Annotated in this window: 20 protein-coding genes; 17 read left to right on the top strand and 3 right to left on the bottom strand. The window is 55.7% G+C overall.

The window, feature by feature from the left end; genetic code table 11:
- Nucleotides 1-69 precede the first annotated feature (69 nt).
- From rpoH to ACSVIK_RS01515, 9 genes are all read left to right on the top strand, one after another.
- On the top strand, nt 70-921 hold the full coding sequence (rpoH, locus tag ACSVIK_RS01555; RefSeq protein ID WP_442442921.1) for an RNA polymerase sigma factor RpoH: 852 nt from the start codon (nt 70-72) through the stop codon (nt 919-921).
- A gap of 242 nt (nt 922-1,163) precedes the next feature.
- Nucleotides 1,164-1,742, top strand: coding sequence for a hypothetical protein (locus ACSVIK_RS01550; protein WP_442442610.1), 579 nt, complete (start codon nt 1,164-1,166; stop codon nt 1,740-1,742).
- 118 nt (nt 1,743-1,860) lie between these two features.
- Nucleotides 1,861-3,753: an AAA family ATPase gene (locus ACSVIK_RS01545; RefSeq protein ID WP_442442609.1), complete on the top strand. Its 1,893-nt coding sequence runs from the start codon at nt 1,861-1,863 to the stop codon at nt 3,751-3,753.
- A gap of 585 nt (nt 3,754-4,338) precedes the next feature.
- On the top strand, nt 4,339-4,944 hold the full coding sequence (locus ACSVIK_RS01540; RefSeq protein WP_442442608.1) for a hypothetical protein: 606 nt from the start codon (nt 4,339-4,341) through the stop codon (nt 4,942-4,944).
- Nucleotides 4,945-5,060: 116 nt separating this feature from the next.
- A complete protein-coding gene (locus ACSVIK_RS01535) occupies nt 5,061-5,669 on the top strand; it encodes a hypothetical protein (RefSeq protein WP_442442607.1) in 609 nt (202 codons plus the stop codon).
- Nucleotides 5,670-5,700: 31 nt separating this feature from the next.
- Complete coding sequence (locus ACSVIK_RS01530; RefSeq protein ID WP_442442606.1) at nt 5,701-6,384, top strand: hypothetical protein; 684 nt, start codon at nt 5,701-5,703, stop codon at nt 6,382-6,384.
- A 49-nt stretch (nt 6,385-6,433) separates the two neighbouring features.
- Complete coding sequence (locus ACSVIK_RS01525) at nt 6,434-6,691, top strand: hypothetical protein (RefSeq protein WP_442442605.1); 258 nt, start codon at nt 6,434-6,436, stop codon at nt 6,689-6,691.
- Nucleotides 6,692-6,779: 88 nt separating this feature from the next.
- The gene (locus ACSVIK_RS01520; RefSeq protein WP_442442604.1) at nt 6,780-7,277 is read left to right on the top strand and encodes a hypothetical protein; all 498 of its coding nucleotides are present in this window, start codon (nt 6,780-6,782) and stop codon (nt 7,275-7,277) included.
- A 107-nt stretch (nt 7,278-7,384) separates the two neighbouring features.
- A complete protein-coding gene (locus tag ACSVIK_RS01515) occupies nt 7,385-8,146 on the top strand; it encodes an N-6 DNA methylase (RefSeq protein WP_442442603.1) in 762 nt (253 codons plus the stop codon).
- A 4-nt stretch (nt 8,147-8,150) separates the two neighbouring features.
- Here ACSVIK_RS01515 and ACSVIK_RS01510 read toward each other — a convergent pair whose 3' ends face one another.
- Together ACSVIK_RS01510 and ACSVIK_RS01505 are read right to left on the bottom strand one after the other, a co-directional pair.
- Nucleotides 8,151-8,444, bottom strand: a complete 294-nt coding sequence (locus ACSVIK_RS01510) for a sulfurtransferase TusA family protein (protein ID WP_442442602.1) — start codon at nt 8,442-8,444, stop codon at nt 8,151-8,153.
- A 1,555-nt stretch (nt 8,445-9,999) separates the two neighbouring features.
- Nucleotides 10,000-11,115: a replication protein gene (locus tag ACSVIK_RS01505; RefSeq protein WP_442442601.1), complete on the bottom strand. Its 1,116-nt coding sequence runs from the start codon at nt 11,113-11,115 to the stop codon at nt 10,000-10,002.
- Between the two features lie 424 nt (nt 11,116-11,539).
- Here ACSVIK_RS01505 and ACSVIK_RS01500 point away from each other — a divergent pair, with 424 nt between their 5' ends.
- Nucleotides 11,540-12,412: a hypothetical protein gene (locus tag ACSVIK_RS01500; RefSeq protein ID WP_442442600.1), complete on the top strand. Its 873-nt coding sequence runs from the start codon at nt 11,540-11,542 to the stop codon at nt 12,410-12,412.
- Between the two features lie 1,087 nt (nt 12,413-13,499).
- On the opposite strand, the gene ACSVIK_RS01495 is transcribed toward ACSVIK_RS01500, so the two are convergent.
- Nucleotides 13,500-14,189, bottom strand: a complete 690-nt coding sequence (locus ACSVIK_RS01495; protein ID WP_442442599.1) for a YcbK family protein — start codon at nt 14,187-14,189, stop codon at nt 13,500-13,502.
- Between the two features lie 598 nt (nt 14,190-14,787).
- Between ACSVIK_RS01495 and ACSVIK_RS01490 the strand changes: the two genes are divergently transcribed.
- The 7 genes from ACSVIK_RS01490 to ACSVIK_RS01460 all read left to right on the top strand — a co-directional run.
- A complete protein-coding gene (locus tag ACSVIK_RS01490; protein WP_442442598.1) occupies nt 14,788-15,339 on the top strand; it encodes a hypothetical protein in 552 nt (183 codons plus the stop codon).
- Between the two features lie 63 nt (nt 15,340-15,402).
- A complete protein-coding gene (locus ACSVIK_RS01485) occupies nt 15,403-15,897 on the top strand; it encodes a hypothetical protein (protein ID WP_442442597.1) in 495 nt (164 codons plus the stop codon).
- A gap of 156 nt (nt 15,898-16,053) precedes the next feature.
- On the top strand, nt 16,054-16,356 hold the full coding sequence (locus ACSVIK_RS01480) for a hypothetical protein (RefSeq protein WP_442442596.1): 303 nt from the start codon (nt 16,054-16,056) through the stop codon (nt 16,354-16,356).
- 473 nt (nt 16,357-16,829) lie between these two features.
- Nucleotides 16,830-17,360 (top strand): hypothetical protein, encoded by a 531-nt coding sequence (locus tag ACSVIK_RS01475; RefSeq protein WP_442442595.1) that lies wholly within the window; start codon nt 16,830-16,832, stop codon nt 17,358-17,360.
- A 76-nt stretch (nt 17,361-17,436) separates the two neighbouring features.
- The gene (locus tag ACSVIK_RS01470) at nt 17,437-17,760 is read left to right on the top strand and encodes a hypothetical protein (protein ID WP_442442594.1); all 324 of its coding nucleotides are present in this window, start codon (nt 17,437-17,439) and stop codon (nt 17,758-17,760) included.
- A gap of 371 nt (nt 17,761-18,131) precedes the next feature.
- A complete protein-coding gene (locus ACSVIK_RS01465; protein WP_442442593.1) occupies nt 18,132-18,830 on the top strand; it encodes a hypothetical protein in 699 nt (232 codons plus the stop codon).
- A 108-nt stretch (nt 18,831-18,938) separates the two neighbouring features.
- Nucleotides 18,939-19,324: nucleoid-associated protein (locus ACSVIK_RS01460; protein WP_442442592.1), on the top strand; the 386-nt coding region annotated here is incomplete at its 3' end.

Here is a 19,324-nt window from a genome sequence, read left to right as displayed (position 1 = left end):
GGCGAGGATGATCTCCTCAGTTCATCTCGCCAATAGGACAACATCTTGCCGTCATCCAATCCTACTCACATCCCCTCCAGCCAGTTCATTTTCGCCCCTGGCTCCAACATCGATGCGTACCTGGCCGCGATCAACAGCTTGACGTTCTACTCCGCTGATGAGGAAGCAGAGCTTGCTCGGCGGCTACACGAGGATAAGGACCTCAATGCGGCCCGGCAGTTGGTGATGTCCCAGCTACGACTGGTCGCGAGTCTCGCTAAACGCTATATGGGCTATGGGCTACCGTTGGCCGACCTGATCCAGGAAGGTAACGTAGGACTGATGAAAGCTGTAAAGCGTTTCGACCCCAGTGTGGGTGTCCGCCTGATGTCTTTCGCTGTGCACTGGATCAAGGCTGAGATCCACGAGTTCATACTGCGAAACTGGCGCTCTGTCCGTGTTGCTACGACTAAGGCGCAGCGAAAACTGTTCTTCAACCTTCGACGCCTGAAACGCCAGACTGCTTGGCTGACCCAGAGTGAAGCGCAGTGCGTGGCTACCAACCTGGGCGTATCAGTTCGCGATGTCTTGGAGATGGAAGGAAGGCTTGCTGGCAACGACACATCCTTCGACCCCGCGGCCGAGGCAGATGACGAGGAAGCAGCTCGATCTCCTTCGCACTACCTTGAAGACCAACGCTATGACCCCGCCCACCAGTACGAAACGGCAGTTTCCGAGGAACAACGGTCACAGGATCTTCATTCAGCGCTGGCTCTACTCGATGCGCGCAGCCGGGACATCGTGACGAAGCGCTGGCTGAGCGGTTCGAAGCCAACATTGCAAGACCTAGCGGCTGAGTACGGCGTTTCGGCAGAGCGTATCCGTCAGTTGGAGAAGTCTGCCCTGGCCGCACTGAGGCAAGCCTTGCCTCACGCCGCCTAGATCGAGGGTAGAGGTTATAGGTTTATTGCGCCCTATCCTCCATCTCGGATTCCATCTTCAGCGCGCCCGCGGTGTAGGGCCCGCCACACCAGCCCTATGTACAGGTCAGCTGCCGAGCAAACCATGGAAAGCATTCCTATCCATGTCCATGTTCGGCATAGCTTCAATATCGTCGGGCAGCCGCTTCTGCCACATCTCCAGCGCCCTGAATCTGATCCCAGTTCAACAACTGAGATCTCACCATGGAAGCCACTCCGGAACATAACACCGAGACAACTGACGCTCTGCTCATCGTGCGCCTCATCACCCAGGACAGCTGCGCCGGTACTTTCACAGTTCAATCACAGGGCGGCATGCGGCGGCAAACCTCCATTGACTGGCCAGGCGGCATGTCGGATCTCCCGACCGCCGAAGTGCAACTGGAGTTGAAGCGAGACGGTGAGGAACCGGTATGCCAAGTCATTACGGGTGAGCTATGGCGCGATCTAGAGTCCGTTGACCTTGAGGATGAGTTTCTTGATCGCGTGCTACACGGCTCGGCTGTAGAGCGCGCAGCAACTGAACTACTTGGTGTGACCATTCCGTTCAGTGGCACTCATGCACAGGCATATCTCATCGGCGCCGAGCATGGCTTTGACGACTACGACGTCATCGGCCATCCGGTTGTCCATCGCATTACGGTAGGACACGGAATCAAGCGTGGGGACATTTTCAACGTCTACTGCTCGGAGGCCAGGAAGGTCGGTGGGAAATGGACCGGCAGCCTGGTGACCAGTTTCGCGTCTGTTCTCGAACAGATGGTGTCTGAGACGGCCGCTTAACACTTTGGTCGAGCTAAGAGGAAATGCGGCAGGACCTTTGGCTTGCCGCGCCCTATTGAGCCTGTAGCGTGAAACCCTACTTTTTCCAGCAGCACCCCGGCTTGAGAGATTCAGTACCATGCGCAACGATAAATCCAGCCTGAAAGCCTTTCGACGCCTCATGAAGCGTCACTCGCAACTCCTCGCCGTTTTGCTTATTGCGGCTATGGGCCTGGCTGCGTGGGGGGTTCGCGTCACTGCCAGTCCTGAAGTGTCTGAGACAGTGACTACCCAACCGATGGCCCAGCTTGTGCAAACCCGACCAGGCCAGTGGACGGAGAATATCAAGCCATTTTCTGATTTGATGGCCGACGTCGACGCCGGTGTTATCGAAGAGGTGGTTGTCGGATCGATGGACATCTTTGTGACCCGCAAGGATGGCTCGAAATACGCGGTATCCGATCAATTTATGTTGGGCGCCAGCAACCTCTTCAAACTCGCAGTTGGAAAACCTGACCCAGGTTTTGCGTACTCAACGGCCGAAACAGTTGATGAGGTCCCTCTCACCCGGGCTGAGATTGCCGATCAAGTACTGCGTGTACTGGTCATCCTCGTGATAACCATCTCTGTCTGGCCGATGATCAGTCCGTGGCTTCCGCGCCTTGGCCGAAAGCCTAAGCCGAACAAAGTTTCGTTCGACGACGTAATCGGGTGCGAAGAGGCGAAACGCGCTCTGCTCGACATCGTTAGCTCGCAGCGCGACGCGCGCATGTATCAGCTGATTGGTGCAACACCTCCGCGTGGAGTTCTCCTCACTGGCGATCCCGGAACAGGAAAAACACAACTCGCGAAAGCGTTAGCGCACGAGTGCGGGATCGACTTCATAGCGGCAACCGGCAGCGATTTCTCAAGCATGTTCATGGGTGTTGGAATCATGAAGGTGCAGGCGCTGTTTCGCCGTGCACGCCGGAAAGCACCTTGCATCCTATTCATTGATGAGATCGATGGTGTTGGCCGCCGGCAAACCGAGGCCCGATTCGGCGAAGCCGAGACAAACCGGATAGTCAATCAACTCCTCACAGAGATGGATGGCTTCGGCGCAAGTTCCGGCGTCCTGGTCGTTGCTGCAACAAACCATCCTGAAGCTATTGATCCGGCACTGCGTCGGGAAGGTCGCTTTGATCGCACGATTCACGTTCAACTCCCCTCGAAAGCGGAGCGTCGGCAACTGCTGGAGCTCTACCTGGGCAAGCTGAAATCTGTCGGCGCCATGGATCTCGAACGCATGGCTGCTGCTTGCATTGGATTCACCCCCGCGGCAATAGCGACAGTAGTGAACCAAGCGGCAATCCTCGCTATTCGAGGCAAGGCCGAGGAAGTATTGGAATCCCATCTGCGAGATTCGATTGAGTCGCACCGAATTGGCGAACGCCCTAAGGGCGGCGCACCGATCCGCTCAGAAGAGCGTGAGCTGATTGCTCATCACGAGGCAGGTCATGCACTTGCCGCTGCGCTTCTGAAGACTGGCCAGCTGGATCTGGTGACCATTCTCCCGCGCGGCTCTACCCTGGGGACTACTGTCGTTGTGCCTGTTGAAGACAAACGAATTCAGCTGGCAAGTGAAGTTCGAAACAGCGTCATGGTCCTGTTGGCCGGCAGAGTTGCCGAGAAAATCGCGTTTGGCGAAACGTCGTCCGGAGCTGCTCATGATCTTCGAGAGGCCACCAGGCTTGTCGGCAACATGGTTGGGATGTTCGGGATGTCCAGTTCTGGACGACTTACCTCTCTCGCTGGCCTGGCCGATTGTGGTGTCCCTATCGATGCCGAATCCGTCCAACTACAGATCCAAGTCGAATTACAAACCCTCAGCGACAAGTGTGAAGAACTGTTGATGAAGCACGAGCCAGCCATGACGGCAGTTGCCAGGCTTCTTCTGCAGGAGGAAACGATTGAGGGGCAGGCAGTCCTGGATCTTCTTGATGAGTACGAAGTGGTACAGGCTCAAAGGGTCAAGGCGGACGCATGCGTGTAGTGGCGGCGGACTCGAAAATGAGTACTCCTGATTCAGCTTGGCTATCCAGCTGCGCGATCAAGAAGTGGCTATCCTCCGACCACAGAGAAGGCATTGTTGCCTGTCTTGCGATGGTCGGGGGCCTCGATTACAGCGCGGCTAAGGACCTTGTGGTACGTGCAGGCTATTCAGCGCGGCGTGGCACGAGCAAACCGTTCTGCGTGAACCGCACCGAAATGTGCGCCCTGTTCGGGATGGCGGGTCTGACTTACGCACCAAGGCCTTGGAAAGGCTGGGGAGCCTTTCAGGGCCTTGGTGTTATCAAGGTCAGGCCTCAGCACGTAGAGAGCCGGCACTATTTCTACTATGCAGTGGCTTTCACTCATCCGGCCTACGGCGTCGTGATTTTCGACCCGTATTGCCCATACCCTGCATTTCAGCACGCACCACTGGATGTGCTCTACACCGACTTTGACACCCTAGTCCCAGTACGGAGCTGGATTCAGGTCGGTTGGCCGAATCATAGCTAAACGCACACCACATGCTTCTGGCACAGCAGCCAAGGCACGAAAGTCTGCTCATTCACGAGCCTTAAGGACTTTGCCAATGACCGCTTCAACCAACCAAGCTGCTTCAGCACTGCATCAGCACCAGGTGCAAAGTATTCGAGCTTGCGCCGCAATGATCCAAGCCCTAGCTATCGGTAGCAAAGGCTTTACCCGGGCCGGTGTTTCCTTTGAGAAAATGGGTTCCGTAACCCATGCCATGCATAGCGGAGAGATTGTTGCTGTTCTGCACGGCGGTTTCTGCATGCAGAATGTTTTGAATGGTGTGAGATCCAACATTGCGGATCACGCCCAGGAAATGGCGCTGATCCTAAGACCTGTGCTTGATGGTCTTGAGCTCCCGGCCGGGCATACCTTGCGTCTGGATCTAGCTCAAAACCTGGCGGAAATTCTGAACCGCGGTAGCTGTCGCCTCTCTGCACAAGTGCACGCTACCACCAAAGACATCCCCAACCAGTACCACGCAGATTTCCAATTCTTTCTCGGGGAGTGCCGTCTGCTGCTGCGAGTCAAAGCGGGTGACCGCTTCGACGCCGGCGAGATACTCGTTAGCGAAGAAATGGTCGCAGAGACATATAGCGAACTAGCAACCAAGGCCGTTGCTGCTGTGAACGCAGCATTTGCAAGCAACCAGGCTGCATCGTGAAACCGATCCGGTGTTGGCTTTAGGAATTGGTTGGCTTGGTTTGGGCGTAGCACCCTCCAATGTGACGCTATTCTGGCCCAGTCAGCAGTACTGACCGAAGGCGTTTCGCGAACGGTTTGCTGATCACCCCCAAACGTGGACTTCTGGCTGAACTGTCGACCGCCATTCGACAGTTCAGCTTTTTTTTGCTCCAGCGACACATCTCGCAGGTTCTGGCACACCCTCAGGCAGCCGAACATAGCTCCATCGTCAACGGAGCAAACGACATGCAACATAAACCGATCATGTTCGCCTATCACCCCGTCTCTGGTCTTCAGCTCACAGCCACACTGGACTACGTGCCTGGCCTAGTACCACGAACCATTCAGAAGATTGGCGGTGTGTTTGAGCTTGGCGAAGCCTCTGAAACAGACGTCGACTGGAATGCTGCAGAACAACAATGTCAGCAAGGAGATGTCTTCCTCGCCGACGATGCCGGCAATGTCTGCCTCCAGTCTGAGGTCGTGTGGCGTCTTAATGAGTTCCCACGTATCGATCCCCGGAAAGGTGCAATTTCCACTGCTGCTGCATCCCCGAATCAGCTTCGTCAGACGCTACTGGAGATATCTAGCGCCGCGCGTGAAGTATTCCTCGATCTGGATTCTGGCAAGGACGCAATGGAGTCAGCTCTGCAACTCAAAGCCCTTCTTGAAGCGAAGGGCCTTTGGGAAGACTTCACCGATTAATCCAAGCACGATCAGACGAAGGACAGAAACCATGTACAAGAAGCTGCCGGCACCTAGCCGGTTTGTTCAACGAGAAATCGGTGTAAACGGTCAGACGGCAAAGGCTGTGTGGGTGTTCGAACGTGGTCCACACAAGGTGCGGATTACTGTCTGCTCAGATTCCGTTGAGTCGCAGTGTTTTGCCCGAGCAGAGGTGTTCACTTCTGCAATGCAGTGGAGCGTTGTCTCTTTCCTGCAGCGCTCACAGATGAAGACGCCAATGTCTCTGGCTTATCGATTGCCGGCGCCGGTGTTTGCTTTTTTTGAAGAGGACTACCTCACGCTTCTCGGTCAGGTGGATGAGTTGCTGGGGATCACGCAAGATTCCCTGCCGCGGGAGAACTTCGCACTGGTATTTTTGGATGCAGATGTCGACGACTCCATCGATGATGCCTTGATCGGACCAACCTTCTTTCCGGATGAGCAGTCCGCGTTACTGAAGGTTGGCGGTTACGTGGCCCGTAAGGCGTCCCAGGACCCGGAGCTGGGGGGAATGATCGCGAACCATCTCGGTGCTGCTACGCAGGCATCAGCTGCGTTGGATGAAAGTTGGTTTATTGCATGGTTCGAGCAGCTCAGTTGTGATCATCTCGCCAGCGTCATTGAAGCCTTTTTCGAACATCGAAGCCGCAGTGGGCGCATCGCTTTCTACCGTACTGAACGTGCCAAGTATTGACTGAGCTGGCCGGTGGCTGCACGTCGCCGGCGCCAGTTATGGGGGATCTATGAATAGCAGCCTGACAAGTTTTCTGGAGCGTGCAGGCACCATTGCTGGCATTGCCGGCGCTCTGCTTCTCTCGCAGAACAATGCGCACTCAGCCTATGGCTACGTGCTTTTTCTGATTAGCAGCCTGTGTCTTGCATTTCACGCTCGCCGTATCGGTGCACGCTGGCTGCTCATGCTCCAACTCACATTTCTGGTAGCGAATATCAACGGCCTTTACCACTGGCTGCTGGCGCCGATGTTGATAGCTGCTGGCTGAACGGGCTTGCAGACTTAGCTGCTGGACTGCTTCTGCCACACCTGTGCCGCCTCGAACCTGAACTCCCAACCACAAGGGAGTTACTACGATGTTCGAGAGTCTCAAAGCTGCAAATCAAGCGTCATTTACCCTGTCCAAGTTGAAGGGGCCGTCTGCCCCGAGCAGCCATCGCGCCTGGTCATGCGAGATTCAGTTTGAGGGTCTGAAAGTTGGCAGTGCCTCTGGCGATGATCTCGGCCAGGAACTGAAGCTTGATCTCAACCCCGAGCTCCAGGCTCGTATCAGTGATGCGCTGAAAGCCAACGGCTTTGTTCTGGATCTGAGCAAGAAGCCTCGGGATACCATTCAGCCGGATTCGATCTCCAACTTCCTTCGGCTGGCCATTGCGCAAATCGCCGATGAGATGGACCTGGTGAAAGAGCTGAAGGTTTCCGCGCGCACTCAAACTCTGGCGCTGATGCGCAGCGACCCAGCCAAGGTAGCGGTCTTCAAGGAGCCATACAGCACGGCCGTAAAAGCTCGTTTGGTCGAGCAGTATGGCGATGAGCTTCTTGAGGTGGTGAACGAGTCCCTGAAAGGGCTGTAGTGGCTTACAGGGGCGCATAGCGCCCCTACCCTCCCGTCTGCGTGCCCCTGATGGTGGCACAGCGCATTGCCCTTGATTCTGTCCTCTCTTCGACAGAGGTATAGAACATGGCTGATCTGAAAGAACACATCGCTAGACTGCAGGAACTTCTTGGGAAGGTTGGCTATCACGCTAGCCGGCAGGTGTTCCGGGACTTCGTCGAGGTCTACGCGATTGCTTTAGCAAACGCGCTAATGGTTTGCCCGGAGAGGGAGAAGCGCTACCAGGTCCTGATTAACAAATACCGTGAAAAGGACAGGATCGTCTTTCCGCGCTTGTTCGAGCTATTGGTTGCGGTCCTGGAGCGTCACCCTGGGGAGGATTTCCTAGGCCAGGCGTGGATGGCTCTGGACGGTGGGAGCGCCAAGCTCGGACAATTCTACACCCCGGCCTCGATCACCGAGCTCCTTGCGCGACTCGGTACACCTGAACCTGCAGACCTTCGATCCAAAGTCGCGGAGACGGGTTTCATCACTATCCATGAGCCTGCAGCAGGCAGTGGCGCTATCGTGATTGCGCAGGCCCTTCATCTGCTCAATGCGGGTATCAACTATCAGCAGCACATGCACGTGACTGCTTGGGATATCGATCTGACGGCGGTGCACATGGCTTATGTGCAGTTCACGCTTTTGCATATCCCCGCAGTAGTGGTTCACGGCAATACGCTGACCCTGGTTGAACATAGCCGCTGGCCTACCTTGGCTCATCACACTGGTGCGTTCGAACACAAGCTTCGCAGAGGGTATGCGCTGGGATCATTGATGGACGAAGCCAGTATCGAGATCTCTGGTCATAGCGCTGTAGATGCCCCGGCTTTGGCTTTAGCGTGACCTGTTAGAGCTGGAATTGATCAGGTTCCACGGCTTCGGTTTTGAGCGTTCTGATTCGAAGCCAGAACCTGAATTCGCCATCTGCTGCAGTCTCACGGATCACTTCATGATTCGCGCTGGCAGCAAACGACCGAAAATCACGCTGAGTTCCGACATCGGTGGCTTCGACTAGCAAGACCTGACCAGTTTCCATGCGCTTGATCTGTAGCCGTGCCATCAGCAAGGGGATTGGACAGGCCATCCCCTTTGCGTCGACCAAGACATCATGCTGAATGGCCTGATTCGAGTGGAGTTGCATCACGTTACTTCTGCGTCAGTGGGCTGGTACTGATTCTAAGGCATAGGGTGATCTGATCTGCTTCTGGCACATGTCAGCAAGTTCGACCATGTGCTCACTTTGACGGCAGAGTCTCTTTCCTGCAGTCGATCGAGCACATAGGAACCACTTAGATGATTCAACAGCCTACAACCCCAATGATGTCCCATCGTGAGGCCCTTGCTGAGGCGAATAGCGAACAGCTTGCTGAGCTTCATGCTGACTTGAAGAGGAGGCTTCTCCGCTCCGCCTATACGGATTGCTATTCTGCTTCTGAGCGGTCGGAGATGAGGACTGAACTGAAGGCGCTGAGCGGACGTTTTCGTGAGCTAACCGGCAATCCTCTATTCTGACGTTGGACCACTTACTCCGCTGGGTGTCGATAGCTCTTTTTCCTCCCCAGGGGCTTTTGATTGCGCTCTACTTTGGTAAAGAGGGTGGTTTTGCACAGCTCAGTGCTTCCTAGGTTGCGGCAGCTGGCTTTTGATCCTTTTAAGAGGTTAAGAGCGGCTAAGAACGGATAGGCAGCTAGTTTTGGGCCTGGAAGCACCGCAGGTACTAGGAATGGCTCAGATTTCAGGCGCATCAGACCTACTACATTGAGCGCAGTGAACCTACAAGTTAGGGCGCAATGAACCTACAACCTCTTGTTTTCACAACGATTTATCCACAACTCTATCCACAGAACAGCTCATTTTCCCCGGTTTTTTGGGGTGTAGCGCATCGAACCTACAACGTTGTGGGTCAGGTTGTTCGTTCCTGGCCCAATCCCCCGAGTTAGAGCGCACTAAACCTACTACCTTGGTTCGTTTCTCTGCCTCATCTCAGCGGTAGAGCGCAGTAAACCTAGAACCTGGCTGAAGTCGGGCGCAGTAAACCTAGAACCTGCTTGAAGTCTGGCGCATCAAACCTACAACTTTTTCTTTGTTATTCACAGGGTTACGCACAATACCTCATGTGCTGACAGGCTGTATCTGCGATGAAGCTGAAGAGATGTAGGTTGAGTGCGCCCTTTCTGGATCAAGGAGGCCAGAACACCCGCGATCTCTGGATTGGTTGTAGGTTGGATGCGCCGGATCGTAGCATCGATCCCGCATTCATTGGCGTGGGCATGATCAGGGGGATGTAGGATTGCTGCGCCCTAACAAGTCATCCCTGGTTGTAGGTTCAGTGCGCTTCATCTACTACCGCTGTGGCATGTCGCACGGGTTGTAGGTTTGATGCGCGCTATCTCTCCGCGTAGCGATTTGTCTTACTGCCGGTGTAACCAGCAAGGAGCATGTAGGTTTGCTGCGCCCTTTCTGGCTGGGCAATGCTCTCTGGAAGGGGATGTAGGATTAGTGGGCCTGATCTTCATGCCCTTGTTGTAGGTTTGATGCGCCGTACATTGCAGCATGCCGTTGTAGGTTTGCTGCGCTCGATTCAAGAAGTCGAATGAGTGATGTAGGTTTGCTGCGCCGTATCTGCCTCAGAGACGGCCATGTAGGTTTGCTGCGCTCTACCCCGCCATTGGCGTTGTAGGTTGAATGCGCCCTACCTACTCTTGCCCAAAAATGTCATCACCGTCTTCTGGCGTAGTTGCCCCACCGGCGGGCTTGCTACCGCCCTTGAGTGCAGCCTTGGCTGTTATCAACTCGGCCTGGCCACGTATGTCGCTCTGACGGCGGTTCGCCTTCATCATGAATTTGATGAAGCTCTCTGTTGGTAGGAGGCGGAAGCCAACATCATCAGTAACCCGCTTGTCTGCAGGGTTCTTGATCATGATCTCTTCCCATTCTGGGAGGATCACGTCCTCTTCAACCAGGCACGTCAGCGCGTTGCGAACAGCGCGAAGATTGTCCTTCATCCGCTCCGAAAGGCCCCGGGGGCTTTGGGATAGGAAGGTGGTCAGCTTGAACTCGTAGGGCTTGTCCAGCGAGGCCTGTACCCAGTAGTGAGAGAGCCTCTTGTACATGTAACGGCCAAGGTCAGACTTCATCGTCATTGAAACGCTGTAGTCGTAGATGCGGAACTGCTGGGTCCTTATGCCTTGCGTCACCAGGGGGTGGAAGGTCGCATAACACTTAACACCGGAGTTCTCTAGATACTGCTCTCGGCTCGCAAGGAACATCGAGCCCAGCATGTTGCCGCGGATTGTTTCACGAGCACGATTTCGGCCAGTCTGACTAACCTCGATCAACGACGAGCTCATGATGTCCAGGGCTTCCAGGATCTCCTGAGCGCTGTACGAGTGCCCAGTCCTGGCAAGCTCTTTACGGAGTTGGTTGACTGAGAAAAAGACCCCGACATCCTTCGAGCTGTTGTCTGACTCGAAGCCCTGGCCTTGAACAGCGAATTTTCGCAGACACTCTTCGATCAGTTCTTCCCGGGTACCAGGGAACATCACCAGGGTTTTGACCTCGCCAGCTTCGTTCGTACGTTCGATGATCGCCGGCTTGACCTTCATCTGATAGCTAGTGCCGCGAGACTTGAAAGGTCTTGTGATCACCTTTGGCACTTCACTCACTGCGACCTCTTGAGATGCATCGCCGTCGGCATCCTTCTTGCCGCGTTTCTGCTTCCCAGACCAAACGCCCTTGGGCAAAGCGTCGTACAGCTCAATCGTGTTGCTGTACTCGGTATCCGCAGGATCGAGGAGTTCGAATAGAGCCATTTGAGAGCTCTTGGCCCGTGCAGAAGCGTTCGTTGGCTTCTTTGTGGGTTCAAGGTCTTTACTCGACGACATCGGACGCCCCCTGGTCTTGGTCATAGTTTGTGGTCGTGTCCCCCAGTCTTTTCCGGCGCTGGAGGTGTTCGGGATTCTACTCCGTAGAAATCCCCAGTCGCACCCTGAATGTCTGGCTAGAAAAGGCTTGGCCTGATGGGTTGCAAACCTGCAGCTTATTCTAACGGGCGTTTCGGAGTGAGCTGCTCGCCGCAGCGTTACCAAGTCCAGCGCATTAAACCTACAACTTGTTCGCTATGAGGCCCGGTCTAAACACCTCATGTGGGCTAGGCATGAGTGTCGGTATTGAATGGGCTCCTGCCACATTCACTTCCCCCTCAAGCTGCGGACTCCTGATCTGGAGTCTCAAGGCATGTCGCCCTCTACCGTTCTACTCGAACCAAACCCCGTATACCAGGCGCCGGCCTGGCTTGAACCCTACAAGCGCGGGGAGCGCATAGGGAAGTCCGCCTCTCTACTGGCGTATGCTGATTACTACTGTGTCGACGGCGCTGCAGATGAGGCACCTGATATCGAGGAGCGGATAGCTATCGGTCGAACCAAGATGATTCCGTACGCCAGCCGTACAGGTACACGGCAGAATCTGGCGGCAATGCGCGCCAATGGTTGGCACCTGCTCGTCTCTGCTTCCGGCGTGCTGAGAACCGAAGGCATGCCATATGCGCTAGACAACGGAGCCTGGAGCGCCTTCATTCAGGGGAGGCCATTTGATGAGCTGGCTTTCGACAAAGCGTTCAGCCTGCTTGGTGAAAAGGCCGAGTGGGTGGTATTGCCTGACATTGTGGCTGGCGGGTTGAAGTCTCTGGAATTCTCGCTCCTCTGGTTGGACCGGTTACGTGCCTCTCCTGCGCCCCTGCTGATCGCAGTGCAGGACGGAATGACCCCAGATGATGTGCGTGAGTACCTTTCTCCAGCTGTCGGGATCTTCGTCGGCGGTTCTACAGAGTGGAAGCTGAAAACCCTGCATTCCTGGGGAATTCTGGCGCGACGTCGCTGCTGTCATCTCCATGTTGGCCGAGTGAACTCTGCTAAGCGAATTCTGCTCTGTGCCGCAGCAGGTGGAGCCCATTCTGTCGACGGAACCAGTGCATCGATGTATGCCAAGACGATTGGGCCTTTGTCTGAGGCGGTGAGGCACACGGAGATCCAAACCGATTTCCTCAGTCCCAATGGGCAGGACTTCCACGCCACCGACTATGACTGCGCCTGGCCCTCAGACCTGTAAGGACTGGAACGGATCTACAGTGCCGAGAAATGTTCGTTTCACCGGCGTGGTTGAGGTTGGAATTTCGTAAGCAGATTTTGGCTCGATGGAGGGCAGGGGGTGGGTCACCATTAGCACAACGCGCTATGCAATCGCTGCGCCCTACTCTGCTCTCAAACTGATGCCGCTCACTCCTGCAGACATCGTGAATCTTCGTGTCGCCGCAGCTACCTTGATCAAGGCCGGCGGCTGGAACGTGACTACCTGGGGAGGACCACCCTCTGCTGGTAAGGCTTTGCGATCCCCGGCGATATGTGCAAGGCGCGGTCGAGTTACTGTGTCTGTTGAGGTGCCTGCAATGAGCACTTCCATGGCCGATATCTTGGCCCGCCAGCGCCAGTACGACAGAGCCAAGGTCAGATGCCTCTGGCTTATGGCAACGCCTGACTTCCCAGTTCGGCAGGATCTGCCCGCAGTATTCATTGATCGTGATCGAGCAGGTCAGTTTATTGCTCGCCTGCCCGGCCAAGGTGCACCTGGTTCTCGAAGAAGTGCCCTTCGTGAGGAAGACTGGCCGCAAACGCTACCCCTACCTGGATTCCTCAACGCTGCTTTTGGCGGGATGTTCTGGTACGGCACTGTGCGCGAGGGGCGGAAGGCAACAGTCAGATTGGATGGCGAGTTTACGAAGTGTCCAAACTGTGGGGCTTGGACGAATCTTTGCCAGGCGGTTGAGGTTCTTTCGACTTACCCCGAGTCAGGCTTCGCCGTGTACCCGCTCGAGGCGGTACCGCCAGGGCTTTTACCTGACCTTGTCCCGTCTGGCCTTGCAGCCGCCAAGGTGGGCCCCATCCGGAAGCGGTACATCCCAGAGGAGAAAGGATCTCGGATCGCCAATAGCTGCGTTAGCTGTCAAGCAGTTCAGCCACCGATGCTGGGCGGTTCCTTGGTTGGCGAGTTGAACCCAGTCGCGCAGTTTGAGATCGACGTCAGCAAGCGCCTCGCATCCGTAACAGCACTTCTTCCTTCAGCTCGCTGGCGAGTATCAGTGTCCGCCGGCGGATGAGCATCATTGGCGGATATGGATTGGGAGTAGGCCTTCTCAGGGCTAGGCGTAGACGATGTGGTTCATGTCCGGCATTCCATCGAGCCTGAGAGTCTGATCGATATGATCAGATGAATACTCCGCCAGCCAGCTTTCATCTGCAGGCATGTGCCATTCAGCCCGCCAGGTGCGAATCCTGCCGATGTCGACGTGAATGAAATTCTTGGACGGATAGATCCCAACTCCCCCAACGCCAATTGCTTTAGCGAGCTGGGCGATCTTCTCAGTGCTGACACCAGGAATACGGATATCGGCGGCCATCGCTCTCACATGCATGGAGTTCTTCGCAGCTCCCTCCAACTTGGAGTTGTATTCGGGGGTGCGGTAACCACTGTTGATAGTGATCGCGCTTGGGAGCTTATTGAGCCGGAGCCAGGCCTGAATAAGATAGAGTAAGTCTATCAGTTTAGGGCTCATAGCCACTGTTCGCTTAGACGCGACGTCACGTAGCAGCGAACAGGCCATCGAGTAGCCGCGGCGATCCCAGCCGCTGGCCTTGCGGTAATAGCAGAATGTAGCCGCCTCCCCCGCTTGAGGCCTTGATAGCTGCAGCACACGATCACGATCAAGGATCACCGCGCGCCAGTCACGCTTTTGGGGCGCGGAGTGTGCTGGTGCTGCCAAAAGCGCCACAGGGGCGGCAAGTGTGGCGAGCAGAATTTGTCGACGTAGCGGGCTGTGCTCTTGCTTCATACCGGAGATCTACATTGGTCCGGTCACCGATGATATGGATCTGCGGTCTTGGTGCACGCCATATTGGGGTGAGGAATTTCGTGAGCTGTTTTGGCTTGATGGGGCTACTGGCCGATGCTAAAACAGAACTGCTCTATACCTTTGCTCTACCTGAACGAAGGTACCCTGGTTACGGTTGAGCCACTACTCAGCGGTTTCCAGGGGCTTGTCCTAGGCGCTGCTACTGCAGTCATCAAGGCAAGCCGACCCCGCTGGAGAGTCACTTTGCAGATGGGTAAATCCACTCTGCATCTCTGTAAATCACACATTTCGCAGAACACGACAGAAATGCCGTGTGGCTAATCCTGTTCAGGATTGGCTTCCTTGACCCGTCGAAGTGTGAAATTTCCTGCCCGACGTGAGCCGTTTGATCGGTCTTACTGACGGCAGAAATTCCGTTGCACCGTGAGCGTTTGTGAGTATCGGGTGAAGTCGAGCGATCGGCTGCTGCGCGTTCTTCGGAGCTGCGCGCCCAAATGCTCTACCTAACTACGATCTTACCCACCCTAGGGCATACCTTGCCCTAGGGGCATGGATGCTCCCCTTGAGGAGATGCGCCATGTACGCACACCCCGCAATAGAACTGAAAGCTGTTTCACGCCTCATGCTGTGCAGCTCCTGTAGTCGCTTGCCTTCCGTAACCCGCGGGCCGGACGGCGAAGGATTCAGTGCTGCATGCGCTTGTGGCGTAGAGACTCACGCAATCTCACTGACCTTACTCGTGCTGTCCTGGAACAGAGGGCACGCGGGTGTTACGACTGGTCGGATGGTGCGTGGAGAAATCTACGACGTATACGAGACCGAGGTGCCTAAAGGCAGCTCGTTCCGGGTACGGCTCACACATGGCGACTTATCTACCTTCAACAGGTGGCTAGCCGCTGTGTGTGGTGTGGAGGCTAGGTCAGCTGATCCGGCTGAACTGGATTTCTACTACCTCCTTCGAGCACCTGACCGTACAACTGATCTGCCTGGCGGATTGGTAGTTCGGAACGGCAGCGTTGTGGAGATACAGCATTCCGAATTCATCGCGGCCGAGATCAACATCCATGCGCAGCGCGCGTTGGACGAGATTCAGGTTCTTGTGGATCGAGCAATGCTGGCCGTGTCGTGAAACAGTTCATTTAACCCGACCGGGGCACATGCCCCGGGCATGGCGTCCCTTCAGGAGAAGCACATGCATAAACGGGAAAATTACCGCGCAGCCATAGTCGAGCAGATGGACAGTGTCCGTGCTTTAGTCGGTCAGGAACACGACTTGATCCGGGAAATGGAGTCGAAGAATGATCGGTTGCAGGCGCTTTACGCTGAATACGACAGGTCTGGCCTTGGAATGATCGTGGCAATGGACTCGGGGGAGTCCCACTGTATTGTCATGCCTGATGCTTCGCACCCAGGTAAGTACAGGTTCACGACGTTTCGATCGATCGGTTGGACTGGGCACCAGACCTATGGAGACCCGGAGGAGGCAATCTACCGGGCATTCGAGGCTGGATATCGCAAGCTGGTACCGCGCACCTACCTTGATCAGCTGGCTGCCACTCCTGAGTGGCAGAAAGGCTGTGCGAGGCTTCCGCTCATTGAAAAGATGAATGCGGGCGAGATCAGCTACACCCAGATGCTGGAGGAGTTCGCCAAGATCGAATCCAGTTTCACTGCGCAGGCAGCCTGAGTTCGCTCGGGCCTCCGGCGCCTGTTGACTCTCTAGCTCAATGAAGCCTCCGTACCTGTTTGGGTGCGGGGGCTTTGTTTTTTCTGCTCGTGGCACATCTCACCTGCTCATAAGGTACTCATCATTCAACGCATCCTTGTGGGCCAGGAGAGATCGATGTCCGCTAATTCCGTCGTCAACCAACCGCAGTACAAAAGCACCTCCGAACTGAGTCGAGGCGATTTCGTGATGCAGCCAGGAGAGAATGTACTGCTCTCTGTCGAGGACGTTCCGCGGCGCGGACTGCCGCTGATCCGGCGTGTTGAAGGTCCCTATGCTGGAACAGTGTTCACTGCGACCAATCGGTTTGGGCGCCGTTGGGTTGTCGTCACCCAGGATGAGGTCGCCGAGCGTATGCTTGGCCGACTGCTGGAGCGAGCGGCTGGCGCGATTCGACTTGAGCAGGCCGTTGGACTTTAGTCGGATGCACGGGTGTAGTTATTGACAGTCGCAGACTATATTCTGCACGCGACACGTGCAGATTCTGAGCGGTACGTGCACGGAGAATGAGGTGGAAGCACGGATGTAACCCATTCAGTGCTTCTAAAATCGGCCTACGGATGGCATCTTAGGTTGCCTGCTGAAGGCCTGGGGAGCCAGGCTCCTCATGTAGACCAAGACCGGTAGGATCTTGCCAAGCTGGCTAATGACCTACCTGTGCTACTCGTTATGAGCCGCGAAGACCAATGGATTCTGGAAAACCGCATCATTGCGCTGATCGGGCGGAAGTCGAGCTTCAACCTGCCAGCCACATCGAACTGATCTATATGCGTCGGAGGGCCCATCTCCCTCGGACGAAATCTACTGACAACCCAGGCGGGTTATCGATCGTCGAGGGTCTCCCCCCTGCCCATACGCGTTCCACGCGCTGGCAATCTGACGAAGCCTATGAGATGCGAAGGATCAACCCTCTGCACAATAAGGCTGGCGAGCTGATTGGCTATCGTCCCATGATCCAGCAGGGACATGGCCCGGGCAGTCAACGCTTCCACAAATCCTTCCGGGCTGCTGACTTCAATGGCGCTCTCGATGAAGCTCTTCAGCATGCGAAGGAATGGCGGGACAACACTGAGGCCAAGCTGGGTATTACGGCGGGTAGTTTGAGGGTTCGCTCAGCTGTACGGCCGTGGTCTGGGGTTTCCTTGATCGTGTCGAAAGGCGCTGACTGCAGGGCCTACTGGGGGAGTAATCGAACAGCGGATAAGCCAACGATCCGGGTGTATATCGGTCAGAAGAGTTACATCGACGCCTATCAAGCCCTCATCAAGAAACTATCTGAGCGTGACGGCATCCCGCTGCCTGATGTCTTGCCCATGCCCCCTCCCCCACGATCTGAACAGTACCGTCGGATGATCAAGGCCGGCTTATCTGATATTCCCGCGCCAGTTAAGAAGCGTCAGCGGCGATCCAAAGCATCGAAGTGAATTTGGTCGCACCAGTTTCGCTGGTGCGTTCCCGCCGTTCGGTTAGCGTAGCGTCTCCTCTACCAGAGACGTGCAGATGCGAACTCTTTTCCGTGCAGCCCTGTTGATGTCGCTAGTGACCATTTCCGGTTGCGGCGAGAACTTTACTGGTGCCTACGAGGCATTCATCCAAATCGGTGATGAAGAGCCGCGAATGGTTGGCGTGGCAGTCATCCAGGAATCTCGGATTCTGGCAGACCGTCAGTCTGTCGATGTAATCGAGTGGAAAGCAGAGAAGGATCAGCTCACCGCGTACGGCAATGATGGAGTTCGCCTTGCTCAGTTCAAACGAGTTGGAGAAGGCACGCTGGTGCAGTCCCTGCCTCAGAGCAAGGTCATCTACAAGCGGATCGATATGTAGTGCGACTTCCCATGACAAGACGAGGTAGCCGGTACCGAGTTGCCGGGCTCACTGCAGCCATTCTGTTTGCTCTTATCTCCCAGCCGGTCACGGCTGCGATCAGAGTTGTTGAGGCCCGCCCTGACCAAACGTCGGCGCCTGAGATTTATCTAACTGGTGAGATTTCTCATGCCACAGTGGACGAGCTGAAGAGGCTTTCTGTCGGGGGGCGTCTTAACGGTGCGATCGTGTACCTGGACTCTGTTGGTGGCGATCCACAGGCTGGACTGTCTCTAGGAAGCCTTATTCGCGAACAAAGCATGAACACCGCAGTTGGCCGGGTCGGTTCTGCGGCTGGTAGGCCTGCGAAAGGGAGTTGCTTGAGCGCGTGCGTGCTTGCCTACGCAGGCGGCACCTTCAGGTTTATTGATCCGGCCGCGGTGCTCGGCATCCATCGCTTCTATAGAAAGACAGTATCTGCAGGTGATCTTGCCCTGGCCCAGGTGATGTCAGCGGCGATCACGTCCTACCTCATTCGCATGGGCGTTGATCCAGCATTATTTGCCCGGATGGCGGGAGTAGACGGAGACAAAATGTTGGCCCTCCCCCACACAGAGGCGATCCAGCTCAATCTCGTGAACAATGGGGTGCTGCCTGCTGAATGGGCCATTGATGGGAAGAAGGGAAGCGTCTACCTGGTTGGCAGTCAGATGACCTCGAACGGCACTGGAAAGGTGACCATGAGCTGTGCGCCAGGGAATCGGATACGGTTTTCGGCTTTGTACGACGCTGGTTCAAACAACCGCTACGTTGCATCTCGGACCAATCAGTACAGCTTGCGTGTGAATAACCAGTTTCTGCCGATCGCCCACATGTCTGCTCCTGCAGCCGTGTCGGGGGGCTATGTCACAGCCAGCTTTCTACCGGATCTGAACTTGCTCTGGTCTTTATCGGGCGCAGAGCAGATTGGGTTTGGGTTTCACACGGGAAGCGCAGATACCTTCTTCGGGTTTCTTATCTCCGCCAGCGGCAAGCAGGACATGATCCGCAGCTGGATTCGCCATTGCACCGAAACAAGTGCTGGCGCTTGAGATTGTGGTGCTTCTGCCACTTTCGCGTAAGGGGGACTCTGCAGGCTGCCCTGGGTGGGCAGTGTTCACCTGCCCGGGTCATTGATCAAAAATCCAGGAGTAAGCTGCATGCCCATTCGTCATTGCATTGTCCACCACATCGATAAAAAACCAGATGGCTCACCAGCAGTACTGCATGCCCGTGACACGGAGATCTCCGAGTCCCAGGCCATGGAAAATCTGCTTGCTGACCTCAACGAGAGCTATAACGCCAAGCAGGGCAAGGCATGGGGACTCTTTCATGAAACCTCCGGCGCCTACCCCTTCAGTGGATGGCTCAAAGCCTTCCTGGACGGCACGCTGGACTTCGTGTCTTTCACCCGCCAAGCCGTGGAGCAGCTGCAGAAGCTGATGGAGGAATCCAACCTGTCCACTGGTGGCCACGTGCTGTTCGCCCACTACCAGCAGGGCATGACCGACTACCTGGCCATCGCCCTGCTGCACCACAGCGAAGG

Origin of the sequence: Pseudomonas sp. NCHU5216, assembly GCF_052156495.1 — a bacterium.
In the GTDB taxonomy this organism is placed as follows: Bacteria; Pseudomonadota; Gammaproteobacteria; order Pseudomonadales; family Pseudomonadaceae; genus Aquipseudomonas.
The sequence above is the reverse complement of the archived record's forward strand: the minus strand, read 5'-3'. Positions and strand labels throughout refer to the sequence as shown.

Excerpts from the sequence above, each read along its gene's own strand:
- ACSVIK_RS01525 (WP_442442605.1), top strand. The coding sequence starts at position 6,434 with ATGAATAGCAGCCTGACAAGTTTTCTGGAGCGTGCAGGCACCATTGCT.
- ACSVIK_RS01550 (WP_442442610.1), top strand. The coding sequence starts at position 1,164 with ATGGAAGCCACTCCGGAACATAACACCGAGACAACTGACGCTCTGCTC.
- ACSVIK_RS01495 (WP_442442599.1), bottom strand. The coding sequence starts at position 14,189 with ATGAAGCAAGAGCACAGCCCGCTACGTCGACAAATTCTGCTCGCCACA.
- ACSVIK_RS01470 (WP_442442594.1), top strand. The coding sequence starts at position 17,437 with ATGCGAACTCTTTTCCGTGCAGCCCTGTTGATGTCGCTAGTGACCATT.
- ACSVIK_RS01490 (WP_442442598.1), top strand. The coding sequence starts at position 14,788 with ATGTACGCACACCCCGCAATAGAACTGAAAGCTGTTTCACGCCTCATG.
- ACSVIK_RS01500 (WP_442442600.1), top strand. The coding sequence starts at position 11,540 with ATGTCGCCCTCTACCGTTCTACTCGAACCAAACCCCGTATACCAGGCG.
- ACSVIK_RS01480 (WP_442442596.1), top strand. The coding sequence starts at position 16,054 with ATGTCCGCTAATTCCGTCGTCAACCAACCGCAGTACAAAAGCACCTCC.
- ACSVIK_RS01540 (WP_442442608.1), top strand. The coding sequence starts at position 4,339 with ATGACCGCTTCAACCAACCAAGCTGCTTCAGCACTGCATCAGCACCAG.
- ACSVIK_RS01520 (WP_442442604.1), top strand. The coding sequence starts at position 6,780 with ATGTTCGAGAGTCTCAAAGCTGCAAATCAAGCGTCATTTACCCTGTCC.
- ACSVIK_RS01510 (WP_442442602.1), bottom strand. The coding sequence starts at position 8,444 with ATGCAACTCCACTCGAATCAGGCCATTCAGCATGATGTCTTGGTCGAC.
- ACSVIK_RS01515 (WP_442442603.1), top strand. The coding sequence starts at position 7,385 with ATGGCTGATCTGAAAGAACACATCGCTAGACTGCAGGAACTTCTTGGG.
- ACSVIK_RS01475 (WP_442442595.1), top strand. The coding sequence starts at position 16,830 with ATGCGAAGGATCAACCCTCTGCACAATAAGGCTGGCGAGCTGATTGGC.
- ACSVIK_RS01505 (WP_442442601.1), bottom strand. The coding sequence starts at position 11,115 with ATGGCTCTATTCGAACTCCTCGATCCTGCGGATACCGAGTACAGCAAC.
- ACSVIK_RS01485 (WP_442442597.1), top strand. The coding sequence starts at position 15,403 with ATGCATAAACGGGAAAATTACCGCGCAGCCATAGTCGAGCAGATGGAC.
- ACSVIK_RS01530 (WP_442442606.1), top strand. The coding sequence starts at position 5,701 with ATGTACAAGAAGCTGCCGGCACCTAGCCGGTTTGTTCAACGAGAAATC.
- ACSVIK_RS01545 (WP_442442609.1), top strand. The coding sequence starts at position 1,861 with ATGCGCAACGATAAATCCAGCCTGAAAGCCTTTCGACGCCTCATGAAG.